Origin of the sequence: Nocardioides bizhenqiangii (assembly GCF_034661235.1) — a bacterium.
In the GTDB taxonomy this organism is placed as follows: domain Bacteria; phylum Actinomycetota; class Actinomycetes; order Propionibacteriales; family Nocardioidaceae; genus Nocardioides; species Nocardioides bizhenqiangii.
This window is the reverse complement of sequence record NZ_CP141059.1, coordinates 3317742-3334488: the sequence shown is the minus strand read 5'-3', so window position 1 is coordinate 3334488 and position 16747 is coordinate 3317742. Positions and strand designations below refer to the sequence as shown.

Here is a 16747-nt window from a genome sequence, read left to right as displayed (position 1 = left end):
TGACCTGTCGGAGCCTGGGACGTTGAGCCGGATGAACAAAGGGGCAGTTATGCGCGGATCGGTTGTGCTCGCCGGTGCCATTCTCGGGGCCGTCTCGCTTGTTGGTGTGCCCGCGCACGCGGGTGCCGCTGCGCCCGATCCGTACTCGGGGTCGATCGAGACCGACTGCTCGATCAGCGTCCCGGCGGTCGTCGAGCCCGGCAAGCGGGTCGTGATCAGGGTCTCGGTCGACGCCAACTCGCAGACGACTCCGACCGGCGACATCGCGGTGACGATCACCGAGCGGCCCAGCGGCGACGCCGTGTGGGACCGGACCGTCAACTACAACGGCGGCTCCAAGCGGATCGTCGGGCCCGTGCTCGACAAGGACCGCAGCTACGCCGCCACCGCGCGCTTCTTCCCGAGCGACAACACCTTCGCCCGCTGCCGCGCCTCCGAGGCGTTCGCCGTCAACTCCGTCGACGACAACAACCCGCCCGACGACAACGGACCGGGCGGCCTGCTGCCCGACACCGGTGGCCCGGCGATGCTGTGGCTGCTGGTCGGCGTGGGACTGCTCGGCGGCGGCGCCGCGACGGTGGTCTACGCGCGTCGCCGGACCTCGCCCGCTACCGCCTGAGCGCGCGTCCGATGCCGTCCCTGCGGTGCCCGTGTGACGTCACGATCCGTGGCGCCGACGACGACGAGCTGGTCGAGAAGGTGCAGGAGCACCTCGCGGCCGAGCACCCCGGGCGCGAGTACTCCCGCGAAGAAATCCTCTTCATGGCCATGTGAGTCGCCCTCGATGGTCGAGTAGGGAGCGAGGGCGAGTGCAGCGAGCGACCCTATCGAGACCCGGCGAGCCGCCCGCTCCGGGCGAGCCGGCACGGTTGCGGGGCCTCGACACGCCCTCGCCTGGCGGCTCGGGCTACTCGACCACCGGATAGATGCGCGGCAGGTCCGACGCCTTCGCGGTGAACGACGGCGTCCGCTTCTCGCGGAACGCCGCGACGCCCTCCTTGCCGTCGGCGATCGACGTGTAGAACATCGCCAGCGAGTCCGAGAGGTGTGCCTCGAGCGGGTGCTCGGCGGCGCTGTTGCGGTAGAGCATCTGCTTGGCGAGCCCAAGCGCCGCGGGGGACCGGTCGACGACGAACGAGCGCGCCAGGTCGACGGCCGTCGGCAGCAGGTCGTCGGGCTCGTGCAGGCTGCGGACCAGCCGGCCGGCGAGTGCCTGCTCGGCGGTGAGGACGTCGGCGGAGTAGACCCACTCCAGCGCCTGCTGGACACCGACGATCCGCGGCAGGAACCAGGTCGAGCAGGCCTCGGGGACGATCCCGAGCCGGCCGAACACGAAGCCGATCCGCGCCTTGGTCGAGGCCAGGCGGATGTCCATCGCCAGCGTCATGGTGGCGCCGATCCCGACGGCGGCGCCGTTGATGGCTCCGATGACCGGCTTGGGCAGCGCGTGGATCGCCAGGGTGACCTTGCCGCCGGTGTCGCGGATCCCGGTGTCGTACGGCGGCTCGTCGTACCGCTGTCGGAACTCCTCGGGCGTGGGCGCGAGCGACTCGTCCAGGCCGAAGACGCTGCCCTCGGCGGAGAGGTCCATCCCGGCGCAGAACGCGCGGCCGGCGCCGGTCACCACGACCGCGCGCACGGCGTCGTCGCGAGCGTCGGTGAGGAAGACCTGCTCGAGCTCCCGAGCCATGGTGATGTCGAACGCGTTGAGCGCGTCCGGCCGGTTCAGCGTCAGCACGGCGACCCCGTGCTCGTCGACGCTCCAGTCGAGGGTCTCGTAGGTCACCCGGGCACTCCTGCGGCCGTGCACTGCTGCTTGGTGATGTCGTCGGTGCGGTCCTCGATGATGGCGTCGAAGAGCGGCCGACCCCGTTCCTCGTCCAACGTGTTGGCCGAGCCGTCGGTGACCGGCATGGTGCAGGTCAGCCCACCGTCGCCGACCTTGCCGATCGCCAGCGCCCAGCGGCCGACATCGATCGGGCCGGTGCCCTCGCCGAAGGCGAAGAAGTCGGGGATCGCGCTGTTGAGGCGCCACCACCGGACGGGGTTGATCACCGACCACGGCGAGAGCACCTTGTCGCCGATCGCGGCGACCACCTCGCGCTGGCGTCCGACCCGATCGAGGTCACCGCGGGCGGTCGCGCGGGTGCGGGCGTAGGCGAGGGCGACCTCGCCGTCGGCCTCCTGGCAGCCCTTCTCCACGTCGAGTCCCGCCTTGGGATCGTCGATCGACTCCTTCGGGCAGATCTCGATGCCGCCCACGGCGTCGACCACGCCGGCGACGCCCCCGAGCCCGATCTCGACATACTCGTCGATCCGGATCCCGGTCTGCTGCTCGAGCGCCGCGACCAGCTCCCTGGGGTCGCCCGGGTCGTAGTAGCCGTTGATCTTGCGGCCGTCGACGATCCAGTCGCGGGGGAAGGAGAGCAGGACGTCCGGGCCGGAGCCCGTGTGCAGCATCAGGATGGTGTCGGCCAGCGAGCTCTCCGGATTGCCGGTGTTGAACTTCTTCCGCTCCTCCTCGCTCAAACCGGCGCGGGAGTCGCTTCCGACCATGAGGTAGGTGGTGCCGGGCTGGTCGTCGGGACGGTCGCCGTCGGGCTCGAACGCGACCTTGTCGACCTTGGTCCACGTGAAGAGCGGCACCGCGACGATGTAGACGACCCACAGCAGGACCAGCGACAGGACGAGGACGACCCAGGTCTTCGGTCGCGACCAGATGCCGCGCCCGCCGCCGCGACCGCGCCGGCCGGGCGGCTGCGCCGGCGGTTGGTACGGCGGAGCGGCCGCGTGCGTCGGGCGCTGCTGAGGTGGCTGCCCGGGTGGCTGCCTGGGTGGCTGCGGTGCCTGGTGCCGGGGCTGGGTGGGCAGCACCTGGGTCGGCTCCGGGCGGTTTGGCGGGGGCGGCGCGGGCTGCCGCGGCGGTGGCGGGGAGGGCGGTGGCGACCCGGCCGGACGGTCGCCGTACATCCAGTCGAAGTCGCGGTTGTCGCCACCGGAACCAGCCGGTGTGCCTCCTGGACGCTCTGCCATGGTGGACGACGCTACCTTCCTGCTGTGAGCACCACCTTTGAGGCCCGTACGCCCAGCTACTCGCGGATCGAGCTCGCCGAGGTGACCGCCCGGTCGCAGGCCAACCTCCTCGGCAACATCCACGGCGGCGAGATCGTCAAGCTGGCCGACTCCGCAGCCGGCATCGTGGCCCAGCGGCACAGCGGCGGGCCCGCCGTGACGGCAGCCCTCGACGAGATGGCGTTCCTCGAGCCGGTGCGGGTCGGGGACATCGTGCGGACATTCGCGCAGATCAACTGGGCGGGGCGCTCGTCGATGGAGATCGGCGTGCGGGTCGAGACCCAGCCCTGGGACGACGCGTCGAGCGCCAGCCTGCACGTCGCGTCGGCGTACTTCGTCTTCGTGGCCATCGACCGCGCCGGCGCCTCCCGCCCGGTGCCTGCGCTGCGACCCGAGACGCCGGAGGACGAGCGGCGGATGCGGGAGGCCGAGATCCGGCGTGCCCACCGGCTCGCCCGACGCGAGGAGATCGAAGCCGGGCGGAACTAGGCCCGCGCGACCTCGGTGAGCACCGCCGCCACGGCGTCGACGGCCGCGGGGTGGGGCGGCGCGCCGTACGTCGTCACCTGGATCCGGCGGGCCGCACCCGGCACCGCCCGTCGTACGACGTCGGGGTTGCGGTGCGCGCGCAGCGCGAGGCCGGGCAGCAGGGTGACGCCGAGCCCGCTGGCCACCAGCGACTGCACCGCGACGTAGTCGTCGCTGGCGAACGCGATCTCCGGCGCGAACCCCGCGTCCGCGCACAGCGCGAGCAGCTCGCTGCGGCACCGTTCGCAGCCGGTCACCCAACGCGTGTCGGCGAACCGCGCCAGGTCCACGGGTCCGGTGCTGAGATCGACGCCGCGCGGCGCCACCAGGTAGAGCGGGTCCTCGTGGACGGTGGTCACGGTGACGCCGTCCGGCTCGGTCTGGCCGGGGTAGACGAAGGTCAGGGCGAGGTCGGCGGTGCCGGCCCGCAGCATCGCCGCCGCCTCGGGCGGCTCGGCCTCGATCAGGTCGAGGCCGATGCCCGGGTGCCGCTCGTGGAGCAGGGTCACCGCGGCCGGGACCAGCGTGGCGGCCGCCGACGGGAACGCGGCCAACCGGATCTGGCCGGCCTGCAGGCTGGTCGAGGCGGTGAGCTCGGACTCGGCGCGGGCCAGTAGCGCGAGGATCTCCTCGCCACGGCGGGCCAGCAGCTCGCCGTCGGGCGTCAGCCGGAGGCCCCGGCCGACCCGTTGGAGCAGCACGCTGCCGGTCTCGGCCTCGAGCCGGCGCAGGTGGTGGGAGACCGTCGGCTGGCCGTAGTGCAACCGGGCTGCCGCCGCGGACACGGTGCCGGTGCGGTGCAGCGCGACGAGCGCTTCGAGGCGACGGAGGTCGATCACCACCCCAGCCTAGCCCTCACATCGACCGTATCGATCGTTCAGCGCGAAAAGAACTATTGGACCGATGGATGGATCCGGGGGATGGTGGAGGGGTGCAGATCATCGAGGAACGGACCACATTGACCTTCGCCGCCATCAGGTCGGCGGGAGAGATCGTGGCGCGCGAGCTCGGCGCGACCCCGCTGGTCGGGCACCCGCTCCTCGACCGGCTCGTCGGCTCGCCTGACGGTGGAGTTCTCGTCAAGCACGAGCACGTGCTGCCCACCGGGTCGTTCAAGGTGCGCGGCGGCGTCCACCTCGCCGCCCGGCTCACCGACGCCGAGCGTGCCAGCGGCCTGGTGACCTGCTCGACCGGCAACCACGCGCAGTCGGTGGCGTACGCCGCCCGGCTGGCGGGGTGCCACGCCACGGTCGTGATGCCGGCCTGCGCGCCCCAGGTGAAGCGCGACGGCGTCGCCGCGCTCGGCGCCACCGTCGTCAGCCACGGCGACAACCTCGGCGAGGCCGCCGCGCATGCCCGCTCGCTGGCTGAGAACACAGGCGGCCCCGGCGCGCCGTCGTACGTCGACACCACGGACCCGCGGATCATCCTCGGTCACGCGACGGCGTACCTCGAGCTGTTCCAGCAGGCTCCGGACCTCGACGCCGTCTTCGTCCCGATCGGCAGCGGCACCGGTGCCGTGGGTGCCTGCCTGGTGCGGGACGCCCTCGCACCGGCGTGCCGCGTGATCGGAGTCCAGTCCGCCGCCGCGCCGGCCGTCTGGCGCTCGTGGCGGTCGGGCGCGATCGAGACCGCGCCGGCGACCACCCGGGCGTCGGGCCTGGCGACCTCCAACGGCTACCCGGCCACCCTCCCGCACCTGCGGGCAGGCCTCCAGGACTTCCTGCTGGTCACCGACGACGAGATCGACCACGCCGCCCGGCTGCTGGCGTCGCACGCGCACACCCTGGCCGAGGGCGCGGGAGCCGCCGCGCTCGCCGGACTGCTCGCGACCGACGCTCGTCCCGGCCGGGTCGCGGTGATCTGCACCGGCGGCAACGCCTCGGCCGACGAGATCGCGCGCCTCGCCGCCGCCTGAGCGCCGTCGGCGCGTCGCACCAGGTGTGACGCGTGTGACTGGTGATACTGAGCGGGTCACTGCACGCTTCCCCGGCAGGAGAGACACCCCGCATGGCCGAGCTGACCGCGCCGTCCCGCCCTTTCGGCGAGCTGAGCGTCGCCGAACGCGCGGCACGGGTCCGGTTCCGGCGGGCGATCTCGCTGATGGCGATGACACTCGTCGCGCCGGGCTCGGCGCAGCTGGTCGCCGGCAACCGGAAGATCGGCCGGATCGCGCTCCGGGTCTGGCTGGGTTCGATCCTCCTCGGCACGGTGGTCCTCGTCGCCGTGCTCCTCGACCGGCGGATCGCGTTCCGGCTCGGGACCAACGCCGACCTGCTGCTCGTGCTGTGGCTGGCCCTGCTCGCGGGAGCGATCGCGTGGGCGGCGCTGTTCGTCGACGCTTGGCGGATCGGCCGGCCGCTCAGCCTCCGGCTCCCGCACCGCCGCGCGGCGATCGGCCTCAACGGGCTGCTGTGCTTCTCCGTCGCCGGGACCATGCTCTTCAGCGCCCACCTGGTCTCCGTCCACCGGGACTGGGTGATCGCGGTGTTCGGCGACGGCGAGGTCACCGAAGCCCACGACGGTCGCTACAACGTGCTGCTGCTCGGCGGTGACTCCGGCGCCGGCCGGTGGGGGCTGCGACCCGACTCGATGACGGTCGCGTCCATCGACGCCGAGACGGGGCGGACGGTGCTCATCGGGCTGCCCCGGAACATGGCGAACTTCCCGTTCGAGGACGGCTCGGTGATGGACCGGGAGTTCCCCGACGGGTTCGACTGCGACGGCTGCTTCCTCAACGGCGTGAGCACCTGGGCCGAGGACCACACCGATCTCTTCGAGGATCCCGACAGCGCCGGGATCGACGCCACCACGATGGCGGTGGAGGGGATCACCGGGCTGCAGGTCAACTACTGGGCGATGGTCAACATGGCCGGATTCAAGCAGCTCGTCGACGCCGTCGGCGGGGTGACGATCAACGTCCGCCAGGCGATCCCCGTCGGCGGTCTCGGCGACGACGTCACCGGCTACATCGACCCCGGCACGCAGAAGCTCAACGGCTTCGAGGCGCTCTGGTTCGCCCGCGCCCGCGAAGGCTCCGACGACTACTCGCGGATGGCGCGCCAGAAGTGCGTCATGAACGCGATGGTGCAGCAGCTCAGCCCGGAGTCGGTGCTCAGGAACTTCGAGGACCTCGCCACGGCGTCGAGCGAGATGTTCTCGACCAACCTGCCGGCGTCGGAGGCCAGCAAGTTCATCGACCTCGCGCTCAAGGCGCGCGGCCAGAAGATGTCGACGCTCTCCCTGGTCCCCCCGCTGGTCAACACCGGCGACCCCGACATCGAGCTGATCCACGACAAGGTCGCGGAGGCGATCGACCGCGCCGAGGGCGACGCCCCGCCGCAGAAGAAGCGCAAGAAGAGCCCGGACGCCGTCACCGGCGGGTCGATCGGCTCGCTCAACGAGGGTTACGCCGCCAACCAGGCCGACGACCTCAGCAGTGTCTGCTAGGCGCGAGCCTGATTGTTGACGCCGACCCGGCTCGTTTGAACGCGCCGGGTCGGCGCTCAGATGTGCCGGGTCGGCGTTCAGATGTGCCGGGTCGGCGTTCAGATGTGCCGGGTCGGGGGGATCAGGCGGCGAGGGCGGCGACCACGGCGTCGTACGTCGCCCGGTCGGGAGCGGAGACGAGGCCGCCGCCGAGGCCCTGGGGGGCGAACGGGCCGCCCTCCTTGCTGCCGATCCAGCCGCCCGACTCCTGGACGAGCAGCGAACCGGGCAGGTGGTCCCACGGCTTGCTGTGGTTGTAGACGATCGCCCGGGCATCGCCCGCGATCAGTCGCGGGTAGTCGACGCCGCAGCACGCCCAGGTGAGCTCGAGCACCCCGAGGCCGGGGAGCTCGCGGCCGACCCACGCCCGCCGCGCGGTGCGGTACGGCGGCGGCGGCTCGCCGTCGAGCCCCGGGCCGGCCATCGTGAGTCGCTCGCCGTTGAAGTAGGCGCCCGCACCGCGCTCGGCGACGTACGCCGCGTCGTGCTGCGGCTGCCAGATCCACCCGCGGACCACCTCGCCCGACCGCAGCTCGCCGATCATCACGGCGTGGTCGGGAGAGCCGTGCACGAAGTTCTTCGTCCCGTCGACGGGATCGACGGTGAACGCGTGCTCGGCCCCGTTGTAGCGGTCGAGCAGCGTCGGGTCGAGGGCGAACGCCTCCTCGCCCAGCACGACCGCGTCCGGATAGGCGTTGGAGAGCGCCTTCGTGAGGAGCACCTCGGACTCGTGGTCGGCAACGGTCACCAGGTCGCCGGGGTTCTTCTCTGAGACCTGGTGGTCCAGGAGCGCCCGGAAGCGGGGGTTGATCACCTGCTCGGCTACCTCCCGCATGAGGCTGAGCACGGCGTCGGTGTCCACGCGGCCACGCTAGCGGTGGTGGTGGCAGAACCCGCAGTCCGCGACCCGTAGGGTTGCCGCCGTGCGGATCGTGGCGGTGGTGGTGACCTACAACCGCCTGCCACTGCTGCAGCGGCTGGTCGACCGCCTCCGCGAGGTCGACCGGCTCACCGACGTCCTCGTCGTGGACAACGCCTCGACCGACGGCACGGGGGAGTGGCTGGCGGACGCCGACGTCGAGCACCGCACGCTCGACCGCAACCGGGGCGGCGCCGGCGGCTTCCACGAGGGGCTGCGGTGCGCGGGCGAGGAGTACGACGCCGACCTGGTCTGGCTGATGGACGACGACGGGCTGCCGGAGCGCGACTGCCTCGAGCGGCTGCTGGCGGAGACCGACCTCGACTTCTGGGGACCGCTCGTCGTCGACGAGCAGGACGCCGACCGCCTGGTCTTCCCGATCCGGATCCCGGGCGGCACCCGGGTCGTGCACGACGTCGCCTCCGCACGGGGGGCTGCCGTCGGGGGGCGCCTCGGCGGCATCGTCATCCCGTTCAACGGGGTGCTGGTCACCCGCGCGCTCGTCGAGCGGATCGGCTATCCCCGGGCGGAGTTCTTCATCTGGGGCGACGACCACGAGTACCGGCTCCGCGCCGAGGCCGCCGGCGCCCGGATCGCGACCGTGGTCGGCGCCGTCGTCCGCCATCCGTCCGTGGGCGACCTCGGGACGCCGATGATGTTCGGCCGGACGACGTACAACCACACCCCGAGCGACCTCAAGCACTACTGCATGGCCCGCAACAACACGCTCAACCTCCGCGCCTACCGCGGTTGGGGGCACGTGCTGCTGTTCTGGGTGAAGACGGTGTGGTTCTACCTCGTCACCAAGCCGCAGCCGAGCCGGATCCTGATGAGCGCGCGGGCGGCGTACGCCGGTCTCCGCGGGGACTTCTCCGGTCACGAGAGGTACCTGTCATGACGGAGCGGGTGGCGGTCGTCGTCGTGACCTTCAACCGTGCCGACCTCCTCGAGCGGATGCTGGGCGGTCTGCATGCGATGGAGCGGCGCCCCGACTGCGTGATCGTCGTCGACAACGCCAGCACCGACCACACCCGGGCGGTGCTCGAGCGGGCCGCGAACCCCGACCTGGTGGCCATCCACGCCACCGACAACCTCGGCGGGGCGGGCGGCTTCCACCTCGGCCTCAAGGCCGCCTACGACCGGGGCTTCGACGCCATGTGGCTGATGGACGACGACGTCGTCCCCGCCCCGGACTGCCTGACCCGGCTGCTCGAGGTCGACAACAGCTGCCTGACCGCGGTGCGGGAGGACCTCACCGGCGCCCTCGTCGAGAAGGCCGCGGTCCGGTTCGACCTTCGCAACCCGCTCTCGATCCGCCCGAAGAAGGCAAGCATCGACTCCACCTACACCGACCGCGCGAGCATGCCGGCGACGGTCCAGGTCGCCAACGTCTCGTTCGAGGGCTTCCTCGTCCGCCGCGAGGTGATCGACGCGATCGGCCTGCCCGACCCGTCGTACTTCATCTTCTACGACGACGTGGACTTCGCGATCCGCGCGCGACGCGCCGGCTTCGAGATCCTCGCCGTCCGTGACGCGGTGCTGGTGCGGCAGCTCGCCTTCGACCAGCAGCACGACCTGGCCGGCTGGAAGGGCTACTACATGTACCGCAACCTGTTCGCGGTCCACTTCCGGTACGGCGAGAACCTGCTGGTCCGGCTCAAGCCGTGGCTGATCGCGCTCGGCGTGGTGCTGCTCAGTCCGGTGCGGGGTGGTCGGGCAGAGGCGCGGAACGTGTCGCGAGCGCTTCGGGATGCACGGGGGATGCGGACTCTTCCGGGTCCGCCGGGTTGAGCCGGACCCGCCAGCCGTCGCGGTTGCCGGTCGCGATGCCGGCGATCCACACCGCGAACGCACCCAGCGCGATGCCGCCGATCACGTCGACCACGTAGTGCCAGCCGAGGTAGACCGTCGACAGCACGGTCAGGCCCAGGAACACCCAGGAAGCGATCTGGATCCAGCGCGGGAGGCCGACCAGCCGGACGACGAGGCAGATGGTCATCATGATGCCGACGTGCAGCGACGCGAACGCAGCGACCGTCTGCAGGGTGCCGGCCGCCCACGGATCCGCCATCACGGCCGTCCGATCGGTCCACAAGCCCTCCTGCAGCGTGGAGTTGAACGTGTGGGGGAGGTCAGCGAACTCGCCCGGTTCGGCGTAGATCGGGCCGAGCGACGGGAGCAGCAGGTAGAGCACGGCGCCGAGGCACCAGTCGACCGCGACCGCGGTCACGTACCACGACCCCGCGCTGGTGTGACGCGTCCACACCAGCGCGATCGCGATGGACGTCGGCACCAGCACGATCCAGACGACGTAGACCGCGGACATCAGGTGCGCCATCAGGTCGGTCCCGAACCAGGCGTGCAGCACCGCGGCGGGGTCGTGCCCGGCGAAGAGGAAGCGGTCGACGTCCGCCATCGTGTCGTCCCAGCTGGCGCCGTTCACGAACGGCGCCATGCTCTTGATGTTGCGGAACGTCGCGTAGGTCAGGTACCACGCGATCACGCCGTTGATCGCGAACCACAGGTGTGAGGCCGGCCACCGCTCCGCGACCACCTCGCGCCACAGGGTGGCCAGGTCCCGCGGCGACCAGGCGGACCGCAGCCGGGCCCGATGGGCGACCCGCGGCAGGATGTCGACCAGGATCGTGCCGAACACGATCAGCGGCATCCGGATGTAGCTCGGCAGGATGTCGTCGTCGGGATCACGGATCGGAAGATCCTCGATGAGGGCCAGCACGACCATCGCCACTGCCATGACCGCGCCGATCGCCCACGCCAGCCAGAACTGGCGCGCAGCCTGCCGGAGTCCTCCGGCGTACCCGTTGTTCACAGTGACAGGATAATTACGCATCGCCAGCGAATTCGGCAGCCCCCACTCCGGCGGTAGGATGCCCGATCGTGTCTACCCCTGATAACGGCCCTGATCTGCTCGTCGTCGGCTCCGGTTTCTTCGGTCTCACCATCGCGGAGCGGTGCGCCGCCGAGCTCGACCTCAAGGTCCTCGTGCTGGAGCGTCGCTACCACCTGGGCGGCAACGCCTACAGCGAGTTCGAGCCCGAGACGGGGATCGAGGTCCACAAGTACGGCACCCACCTGTTCCACACCTCCAACGAGCGGGTGTGGGAGTACGTCAACCGGTTCACCGACTTCACGAACTACCAGCACCGCGTCTTCGGGAAGTACCAGGGGCAGGTCTACTCGCTGCCGATGAACCTGGCCCTCATCAACAGCTTCTTCGGCAAGAGCCACACCCCCGACGAGGCGCGAGCCCTCATCGCCGAGCAGGCCAGCGAGATCGACACCAAGGACGCCAAGAACCTCGAGGAGAAGGCGATCAGCCTGATCGGCCGCCCCCTCTACGAGGCGTTCATCAAGGGCTACACCGCCAAGCAGTGGCAGACCGACCCCAAGGAGCTGAGCGCGGACATCATCACGCGCCTCCCGGTCCGCTACAACTTCGACAACCGCTACTTCAACGACAAGTACGAGGGCCTCCCGGTCAACGGCTACACCGCCTGGCTGCAGCGGATGGCCGAGCACCCCAACATCGAGGTCCGGCTCGAGACCGACTTCTTCGACGTCGCCGACGAGTTCAAGGGCAAGGTCCCGATCGTCTACACCGGCCCGGTCGACGAGTACTTCGGCAACTCCGAGGGCCGCCTCTCCTGGCGCACGGTCGACCTCGAGGCCGAGGTCGTCGACGTCGACGACTACCAGGGCACCGGCGTCGTCAACGCGAACGACGCCGACGTCCCCTTCACCCGGGTGCTGGAGTTCAAGCACCTGCACCCCGAGCGCACCTACCTCCCCGGCAAGTCGGTCGTCGTCCACGAGTACAGCCGCTTCGCCGAGCCCGAGGACGAGCCGTACTACCCGATCAACACCGCCGAGGACCGCGAGAAGCTCCTCAAGTACCGCGACCTCGCCAAGAAGGAGCCGATGGTGCTCTTCGGCGGCCGTCTCGGCACCTACAAGTACCTCGACATGCACATGGCGATCGGCTCGGCGTTGTCGATGTTCGACAACAAGCTCAAGCCCCACTTCGCCGACGGCGCCCCCTTCGCCAGCGGCGGCGTCGACGAGACCTGATCGGTCTCGGGGAAGGTGAGCCCGGCGCTGCGCGCCGGGTTTTCCGCGCTTCGCGCGGGTTGGGGTCGGTGGGTTGTCGCCTGGTGGGTCTGGCGGGCGCGGCCGGTTGGGGGCGGTGCGGGGCATAGGCCCCGACGGGCTGCAAACCGTGGCCTGCCGGCCTGACCCACACCTCGGGCTGGATGGCCCCTGGCATGGGAAAGCCGGATGAGGTTCCTGCGACGGGGGCGATCAGCACAAGCCGGCAGGCCCCGACTTGCCCGCCGGGCCCCACGCCCCGCACCGCACGAAGTCGGCCGCGCCCGCCACACCCACGGCTCGAGGTTCGGGGTGGATGAGGTTCACCCATGTCCTCCGGGTCGGCGCCTTGGGAGGGACGGACCGACCGCGGGTCGGTCGTCCTCTCCCACGCGAGCGGGCGGTCCGACACAGGGAAACCCACCCACCCCGACCGACCTGAGCCGTGGGAGTGGCGGGCGGTGCGGTGGCCGGTGCGGGGCGGGACCCCGGGCGGGCAAGTCGGGGCCTGCCGGCCTCTCTTCGTCCGCCCTGTCGCAGGAAGCTCATCCACCATCCCCATGCCAGGGGACATCCAGCCCGGGTCACATCCAGGCCGGCAGGCCACGGTTTGCAGCCCGCTCGGGGTCTCGTCCCGCACCGGAAGCCACCGCACCGCCCGCCACACCCAACTAGGCGACAACCCACCCAATCCCCGCCGCGAAGCGGCGGAAGATCGCGCGCGAAGCGCGCGACTCACTCGACCCAGGGGGCCTCTCCGGTGAGGGTGACACTGCTGGAGACGAACGGGTGGTCGGAGGCGCGGTCGGCGAGGCCGCCGTCGATCCGGGCGTAGCCGGAGAACGTGACGCCGGGGGTGGAGCCGAAGATCCAGTCGATGCCGTGGCCGGCGGGCAGCCGGCACGGCGACGTGGTGCCGCCGTTGGCGGCCTGGGCGTTCGCTCCGGCGGTGACCCGGCAGAAGGCCTCCGCCTTCTCGTTGAAGTCGCCCATGAGGAAGGTCGGGATGCCGAGGTCGTCGCCACCCTCCGGGGCCTGGAGCTCGTTCATCAGCGCGATCTCCTTGGCCGTCGCCACGTCGCGCCAGTGCTGAGCGGGTCCGCGCACGCTCGCCGGGTTGTGGATGTTGATGAACCAGGCCAGGCGGCCGGTCTCGTGGTGCTTGAGGAGCACGTAGGGCATCGGCACCAGGTTGCCGTGGAAGTAGGGGATCGGGATGGTGTGGGCCTCGACGAGGCCCCACACGCCGTTGTTCCAGGCGATCGAGTTTCGCACGCCCTTGTTGCCGATCTGCAGGCCGGGATAGACGCTCCACCCGCCGCCGGTCATCCTGAGGAAGGTGTGGTGCTGGGTGGCCTCGTACTCCTGGAGTCCGGCCACGCTGACGTTGTTGCCGCGGAGCAGCTGCATGGTCCAGCCCATCCGGGCCGTGCTGTTGGCCCAGCGGCAGCACTTGTTGCCGCCCGGCTTGGTGTGGGAGTGGCCGAGCACGTTGAAGGTGGCGACCCGGAAGGTGGCGGGGTCGGCGGCGAGCCCGTCGGCGGCGAGCTGGACCTTGTCGCGCAGCTCGCTCGACTGGCGCTTCTCGCGCTTCTTGTCGCCCTGGCCGGCCTTGTCGTCGGGCTTGTCCGTGCTCTTCGTCTTGTCGGGCGGGACGACGGGGGGCTCGCTGCTCGCCTCGGTGTCGTCGGTGGCGCTCGTGACGGTGGTCGGTGGCGTGTCGTCGGTGGCCGTCGTCTGGTCGTTGGCCATCGCGAAGCGCGCGACCGCCAGCAGTGCTGCGACCAGCACGATGATGCCGAGTACGGGGAGCAGGCGTGCGCGACGCGGCTGTTCGTGCTTGCCCACTGCTCCCGGCTTCCCTCCCGTGACACCGACCTGGCTCGGTGTAGTGAACAACCTTACTTGACGCCTCGGGCTACGGATGGCTGCCACGCTTTCCCGGGGTTTCGTGCGCCACGCCCGGTCCCACGGACCCCACCGGTCCCAAGGTAAAGGGTTATCCTGCAAGGCGTTCGGGGTTCCGCGAACCTCACCTGCCGTCTATCCGGGGAGATCCGTGCGCCGCGTATCGCTGCTGCTCGTTGCCGTTCTGTCCGCCTCGTTCCTCGTCCCCGCCTCCGCGATGAGCCCGCGCGGCGGGGCGGTCTTCAACGTGCCCAACCCGTACGGCAACGACGCGGCCAACTTCCGGATCGTCAAGAAGGTGGAGCGCGCGATCCGCAACACGGTGCGGACACGGCGGCACCGCAACCCGGTCATCCACATCTCGACGTACCTGCTCGACCGCCCGACCACCGTCAGGACGCTGATCGCGGCCTGCCGGCGCGGGGTCCAGGTCCGCGTCATCCTCGACGAGGACATCGAGAGCCGTCCGTCCCGCAAGCTGATCACCGCGCTCAACGCCGACAACGTCCGCGACCGGAACCGCGACGGCCGGGCCGACACGGACCCGCGGGCGGGCAGGTGCAACCGCCGGCTGGGGGCCGCCCACGGCGGGCTCCGGGTGAACCCGGGCGAGGACAACACCCAGCTCGACCTCTTCACGCCCCGCCAGGCCGTGCGCAGCGTCGGGGCGCCGTCCCGGCGCAAGGCGACCTGGGGCAGGGACGGCAGCTACGTGAAGAGGTGCGAGGGCAGCTGCCGCGGTGTGGGCGGCAACATGCACAGCAAGTTCTACCTCTTCAGCAGGACGAAGAGCTCCCGCCACATCGTGATGGTGAGCTCGTCCAACCTCAACAGCGGTGGCGGGAAGCTCGGCTGGAACGACATGTACGTCGTCAAGCGGCGCAAGAAGCTCTACCGCGGGTTCAAGGCGATGCACCGGCTGATGACCGACGACGTCAGAGCCGGTGGCCGCAAGGTGCAGGTCAGCGACGGGCCGTATGTCGCCCGGTTCTTCCCGATGCGCAACGCCAGCAAGGCGACGGACCCGACCCTGCGCGACCTCAAGCGGATCCGCTGCCGCAGCGCGTTCGGCCGCACCCGGATCCACATCTCGATGTTCTACTGGAAGGGCGAGCGCGGCGCGTACCTGCTCGACAAGGTCGCCGGCCTGGCCCGCGACGGCTGCAAGGTCCGGATCATCTACGGAGCGCCGTCCCGTCGGCTCGCCGAGCGGATGCGCAACATGGCGCGCCGGAACCTGATCGGCCTGTGGGACAGCCGGTGGGACTACAACGACGACGGCCTGAACGAGGTCCGCACCCACGCCAAGTACGTCCTGGTGAAGGGGACCGTCGGGAAGAACCGCCGGGCCCACCGGGTGTGGACCGGGTCCCAGAACTGGGTGGGCGGTTCGCTGTTCCGCAGCGACGAGACGACCCTCAACATCGGCCTGCGGTCGGCGTACGTGAGCTACCGGAAGAACTGGGACAAGGTCCGCAACCACTCCCGCCGGCTGCCCTACGACGTCTACGGCCGCTGACGGGAGGCTCGGCTCTCCGGGACCATCGGCGTCCCACTAGAGTCAGCCCGGATATGAGCATGACCGGTTCCCCTGGATCTCAGCGGGTGGTGCTGCACGTCGGCACACCGAAGAGCGGCACGACGTTCCTCCAGCGCGCCTTGTGGCGCCACCGCGACGAGCTCGAAGCGGTAGGGGTGACCTGCGCCGGCCGCCGCCACTACGAGATGTTCCACGCGGCGATCGAGCTACGCGGCTCCTACGCGTTCTGGGGCAGGAGCGCCGAGGAGCTGGAGGGCACCTGGCAGCGGTTGAGCGACGGCGCCCGGGAGTACCCGGGGATCACGATCATGAGCCACGAGCTGCTGGGCGCCGCCCGGCGCGAGCAGGTCGACTACGGACTCTCCACGCTCGAGGGCCTCGACGTGCACCTGGTGGTGACCGCCCGTGACCTCGCCCGCCAGGTGGCGTCGGACTGGCAGGAGCGGGTCAAGAACGGCAGCCCGGTGACGTTCGCGGACTTCTGCGCCAACGTCAGCCGGGAGCGGCAGAACGGGTTCTGGCGCAACCAGCACCTGGTCGGGGTCTTCGACCGGTGGGCACGGGACCTGCCGCCCGAGAACGTGCACCTGGTCGTCGGACCGCCGCCGGGCTCGCCTCCCAATCTGCTGTGGCAGCGGTTCGGCGACGCCGTGGGGTTCGACGCCAGCGCGTTCGACCCGAGCGCCGAGGAGACCACCGCCAACCAGACCCTGGGGGCGGTCCAGGTGGCGGTGCTGCGCCGGATCAACGAGGTCCTGGACGGCCGCATCCAGCAGCCCGCCTACAGCAAGGTCGTCAAGCGGGTCTTCGCCCAGTCGATCCTGGCCGGACAGTCGTCGGCGCCCGCCCAGTGCCCGCCGGCCCTGGTCGAGCGGCTGACGGAGCTCACCACCCGGCAGAACAATCGGATCACGCGCCGCGGCTACCAGGTCCACGGGGACCTCGACGAGCTGATGCCGGTGCCCGGCGAGGAACCGTGGACGGACCCGGACGCCGTCGACCCCGGGCTCGAGACGGCGGCGGCGGTCGCGGCGATCGCGGAGCTCCTGGTCGAGAAGGCTGCCCCGGAGGCGGAGCCGGAGCCGGACCCGGGCCTGGTGCCGACCGCCCGTCGCGTCGGGGGCCGCGTCCGCCGGCGGCTGGCCCGAATCCGCGCCTGAGCGCGGAGATGGCTATCGTGCCCG

Annotated in this window: 16 protein-coding genes; 10 read left to right on the top strand and 6 right to left on the bottom strand. The window is 70.9% G+C overall.

Annotated elements, in window-relative coordinates:
- The first annotated feature begins 49 nt into the window (after positions 1 to 49).
- Entirely contained in the window at positions 50 to 619 is a 570-nt protein-coding gene (locus SHK19_RS16230; RefSeq protein ID WP_322936857.1) for an LPXTG cell wall anchor domain-containing protein, read from the top strand.
- Between the two features lie 11 nt (positions 620 to 630).
- Positions 631 to 774, top strand: a complete 144-nt coding sequence (locus SHK19_RS16225; protein ID WP_118922256.1) for a DUF1059 domain-containing protein — start codon at positions 631 to 633, stop codon at positions 772 to 774.
- Positions 775 to 907: 133 nt separating this feature from the next.
- On the opposite strand, the gene SHK19_RS16220 is transcribed toward SHK19_RS16225, so the two are convergent.
- Entirely contained in the window at positions 908 to 1786 is an 879-nt protein-coding gene (locus SHK19_RS16220) for a crotonase/enoyl-CoA hydratase family protein (protein WP_322936856.1), read from the bottom strand.
- Complete coding sequence (locus SHK19_RS16215) at positions 1783 to 3033, bottom strand: LCP family protein (RefSeq protein WP_322936855.1); 1251 nt, start codon at positions 3031 to 3033, stop codon at positions 1783 to 1785. Before SHK19_RS16215 ends, SHK19_RS16220 begins: the two co-directional genes overlap by 4 nt.
- Positions 3034 to 3057: 24 nt before the next feature.
- Between SHK19_RS16215 and SHK19_RS16210 the strand changes: the two genes are divergently transcribed.
- Entirely contained in the window at positions 3058 to 3561 is a 504-nt protein-coding gene (locus SHK19_RS16210) for an acyl-CoA thioesterase (protein ID WP_322936854.1), read from the top strand.
- Here the strand turns inward: SHK19_RS16210 and SHK19_RS16205 are convergent.
- The gene (locus tag SHK19_RS16205) at positions 3558 to 4439 is read right to left on the bottom strand and encodes a LysR family transcriptional regulator (protein ID WP_322936853.1); all 882 of its coding nucleotides are present in this window, start codon (positions 4437 to 4439) and stop codon (positions 3558 to 3560) included. The genes SHK19_RS16210 and SHK19_RS16205 overlap by 4 nt on opposite strands.
- 92 nt (positions 4440 to 4531) lie before the next feature.
- On the opposite strand from SHK19_RS16205, the gene SHK19_RS16200 reads away from it, so the two are divergent.
- Positions 4532 to 5518, top strand: a complete 987-nt coding sequence (locus tag SHK19_RS16200; protein ID WP_322456540.1) for a threonine ammonia-lyase — start codon at positions 4532 to 4534, stop codon at positions 5516 to 5518.
- Between the two features lie 92 nt (positions 5519 to 5610).
- Positions 5611 to 7050 carry an LCP family protein gene (locus SHK19_RS16195; RefSeq protein ID WP_322936852.1) on the top strand — a complete coding sequence of 480 codons (1440 nt, stop codon included), beginning with the start codon at positions 5611 to 5613 and terminating at the stop codon, positions 7048 to 7050.
- A 121-nt stretch (positions 7051 to 7171) separates the two neighbouring features.
- Here the strand turns inward: SHK19_RS16195 and SHK19_RS16190 are convergent, their stop codons facing one another.
- On the bottom strand, positions 7172 to 7951 hold the full coding sequence (locus SHK19_RS16190; protein WP_322456542.1) for an inositol monophosphatase family protein: 780 nt from the start codon (positions 7949 to 7951) through the stop codon (positions 7172 to 7174).
- A gap of 61 nt (positions 7952 to 8012) precedes the next feature.
- Between SHK19_RS16190 and SHK19_RS16185 the strand changes: the two genes are divergently transcribed.
- The gene (locus SHK19_RS16185) at positions 8013 to 8906 is read left to right on the top strand and encodes a glycosyltransferase family 2 protein (RefSeq protein ID WP_322456543.1); all 894 of its coding nucleotides are present in this window, start codon (positions 8013 to 8015) and stop codon (positions 8904 to 8906) included.
- Positions 8903 to 9799 carry a glycosyltransferase family 2 protein gene (locus SHK19_RS16180; protein ID WP_322456544.1) on the top strand — a complete coding sequence of 299 codons (897 nt, stop codon included), beginning with the start codon at positions 8903 to 8905 and terminating at the stop codon, positions 9797 to 9799. The genes SHK19_RS16185 and SHK19_RS16180 overlap by 4 nt, the downstream gene beginning before the upstream one ends.
- Here the strand turns inward: SHK19_RS16180 and SHK19_RS16175 are convergent.
- Positions 9702 to 10838: a phosphatase PAP2 family protein gene (locus SHK19_RS16175; RefSeq protein ID WP_322456545.1), complete on the bottom strand. Its 1137-nt coding sequence runs from the start codon at positions 10836 to 10838 to the stop codon at positions 9702 to 9704. The two genes, SHK19_RS16180 and SHK19_RS16175, sit on opposite strands and share 98 nt — an antisense overlap.
- A gap of 68 nt (positions 10839 to 10906) precedes the next feature.
- Here SHK19_RS16175 and glf point away from each other — a divergent pair, with 68 nt between their 5' ends.
- Positions 10907 to 12097 carry a UDP-galactopyranose mutase gene (gene glf / locus SHK19_RS16170; protein ID WP_322456546.1) on the top strand — a complete coding sequence of 397 codons (1191 nt, stop codon included), beginning with the start codon at positions 10907 to 10909 and terminating at the stop codon, positions 12095 to 12097.
- A gap of 753 nt (positions 12098 to 12850) precedes the next feature.
- On the opposite strand, the gene SHK19_RS16165 is transcribed toward glf, so the two are convergent.
- Positions 12851 to 13963 carry an endonuclease/exonuclease/phosphatase family protein gene (locus SHK19_RS16165; RefSeq protein WP_322456108.1) on the bottom strand — a complete coding sequence of 371 codons (1113 nt, stop codon included), beginning with the start codon at positions 13961 to 13963 and terminating at the stop codon, positions 12851 to 12853.
- Between the two features lie 211 nt (positions 13964 to 14174).
- Between SHK19_RS16165 and SHK19_RS16160 the strand changes: the two genes are divergently transcribed.
- Both SHK19_RS16160 and SHK19_RS16155 read left to right on the top strand, forming a co-directional pair.
- Positions 14175 to 15542, top strand: a complete 1368-nt coding sequence (locus SHK19_RS16160) for a phospholipase D-like domain-containing protein (RefSeq protein ID WP_322456107.1) — start codon at positions 14175 to 14177, stop codon at positions 15540 to 15542.
- Positions 15543 to 15601: 59 nt separating this feature from the next.
- Complete coding sequence (locus tag SHK19_RS16155; RefSeq protein WP_322456106.1) at positions 15602 to 16723, top strand: hypothetical protein; 1122 nt, start codon at positions 15602 to 15604, stop codon at positions 16721 to 16723.
- Positions 16724 to 16747 lie beyond the last annotated feature (24 nt).

Excerpts from the sequence above, each read along its gene's own strand:
- SHK19_RS16230 (WP_322936857.1), top strand. The coding sequence starts at position 50 with ATGCGCGGATCGGTTGTGCTCGCCGGTGCCATTCTCGGGGCCGTCTCG.
- SHK19_RS16225 (WP_118922256.1), top strand. The coding sequence starts at position 631 with ATGCCGTCCCTGCGGTGCCCGTGTGACGTCACGATCCGTGGCGCCGAC.
- SHK19_RS16215 (WP_322936855.1), bottom strand. The coding sequence starts at position 3,033 with ATGGCAGAGCGTCCAGGAGGCACACCGGCTGGTTCCGGTGGCGACAAC.
- SHK19_RS16195 (WP_322936852.1), top strand. The coding sequence starts at position 5,611 with ATGGCCGAGCTGACCGCGCCGTCCCGCCCTTTCGGCGAGCTGAGCGTC.
- SHK19_RS16180 (WP_322456544.1), top strand. The coding sequence starts at position 8,903 with ATGACGGAGCGGGTGGCGGTCGTCGTCGTGACCTTCAACCGTGCCGAC.
- SHK19_RS16155 (WP_322456106.1), top strand. The coding sequence starts at position 15,602 with ATGACCGGTTCCCCTGGATCTCAGCGGGTGGTGCTGCACGTCGGCACA.